Origin of the sequence: Streptomyces colwelliae (assembly GCF_048158785.1) — a bacterium.
Classification (GTDB): domain Bacteria; phylum Actinomycetota; class Actinomycetes; order Streptomycetales; family Streptomycetaceae; genus Streptomyces.
The window spans coordinates 1-1,848 of the sequence record NZ_JBLTJC010000744.1 but is presented as its reverse complement, the minus strand read 5'-3'; the positions used below and the strand labels follow the sequence as shown (position 1 = coordinate 1,848).

Below are 1,848 nucleotides of genomic sequence, written 5' to 3'. Positions count from 1 at the left end.
AACACAGTGGACGCGAGCAACTGAGGACAAGCCCTCGGCCTATTAGTACCGGTCACCTCCAGCGGTTACCCGCCTTCCAGATCCGGCCTATCAACCCAGTCGTCTACTGGGAGCCTTAACCCCTCAAGGGGGTGGGAACACTCATCTCGAAGCAGGCTTCCCGCTTAGATGCTTTCAGCGGTTATCCCTCCCGAACGTAGCCAACCAGCCATGCCCTTGGCAGAACAACTGGCACACCAGAGGTTCGTCCGTCCCGGTCCTCTCGTACTAGGGACAGCCCTTCTCAATGTTCCTGCGCGCGCAGCGGATAGGGACCGAACTGTCTCACGACGTTCTAAACCCAGCTCGCGTACCGCTTTAATGGGCGAACAGCCCAACCCTTGGGACCGACTCCAGCCCCAGGATGCGACGAGCCGACATCGAGGTGCCAAACCATCCCGTCGATATGGACTCTTGGGGAAGATCAGCCTGTTATCCCCGGGGTACCTTTTATCCGTTGAGCGACGGCGCTTCCACAAGCCACCGCCGGATCACTAGTCCCGACTTTCGTCCCTGCTCGACCCGTCGGTCTCACAGTCAAGCTCCCTTGTGCACTTACACTCAACACCTGATTGCCAACCAGGCTGAGGGAACCTTTGGGCGCCTCCGTTACTCTTTAGGAGGCAACCGCCCCAGTTAAACTACCCATCAGACACTGTCCCTGATCCGGATCACGGACCCAGGTTAGACATCCAGCACGACCAGACTGGTATTTCAACGACGACTCCCCCTGAACTGGCGTCCAGAGTTCACAGTCTCCCAGCTATCCTACACAAGCCGAACCGAACACCAATATCAAACTGTAGTAAAGGTCCCGGGGTCTTTCCGTCCTGCTGCGCGAAACGAGCATCTTTACTCGTAGTGCAATTTCACCGGGCCTATGGTTGAGACAGTCGAGAAGTCGTTACGCCATTCGTGCAGGTCGGAACTTACCCGACAAGGAATTTCGCTACCTTAGGATGGTTATAGTTACCACCGCCGTTTACTGGCGCTTAAGTTCTCAGCTTCGCCACCCCGAAGAGTGACTAACCGGTCCCCTTAACGTTCCAGCACCGGGCAGGCGTCAGTCCGTATACATCGCCTTACGGCTTCGCACGGACCTGTGTTTTTAGTAAACAGTCGCTTCTCGCTGGTCTCTGCGGCCACCCCCAGCTCAGGAAGTAAATTCCCTCACCAGTGATGGCCCCCCTTCTCCCGAAGTTACGGGGGCATTTTGCCGAGTTCCTTAACCATAGTTCACCCGAACGCCTCGGTATTCTCTACCTGACCACCTGAGTCGGTTTAGGGTACGGGCCGCCATGAAACTCGCTAGAGGCTTTTCTCGACAGCATAGGATCATCCACTTCACCACAATCGGCTCGGCATCAGGTCTCAGACTATGTGAGTGGCGGATTTGCCTACCACTCGTCCTACACCCTTACCCCGGGACAACCACCGCCCGGGATGGACTACCTTCCTGCGTCACCCCATCACTCACCTACTAACCGCTTGGGCCGGCGGCTCCACCACTTTCCATTCCCCGAAGGGTCCGGAACGGCTTCACGGCCTTAGCATCACGATGCTCGATGTTTGACGCTTCACAGCGGGTACCGGAATATCAACCGGTTATCCATCGACTACGCCTGTCGGCCTCGCCTTAGGTCCCGACTTACCCTGGGCAGATCAGCTTGACCCAGGAACCCTTAGTCAATCGGCGCACACGTTTCTCACGTGTGTATCGCTACTCATGCCTGCATTCTCACTCGTGAACCGTCCACCACTAGCTTCCGCTGCGGCTTCACCCGGCACACGACGCTCCCCTACCCATCC

At 57.1% G+C, this 1,848-nt stretch carries 1 rRNA gene; it reads right to left on the bottom strand.

The features are described from left to right. Nucleotides 1-22 precede the first annotated feature (22 nt). Nucleotides 23-1,848 (bottom strand): 23S ribosomal RNA (locus ACNFOC_RS53920); the annotation flags it as partial.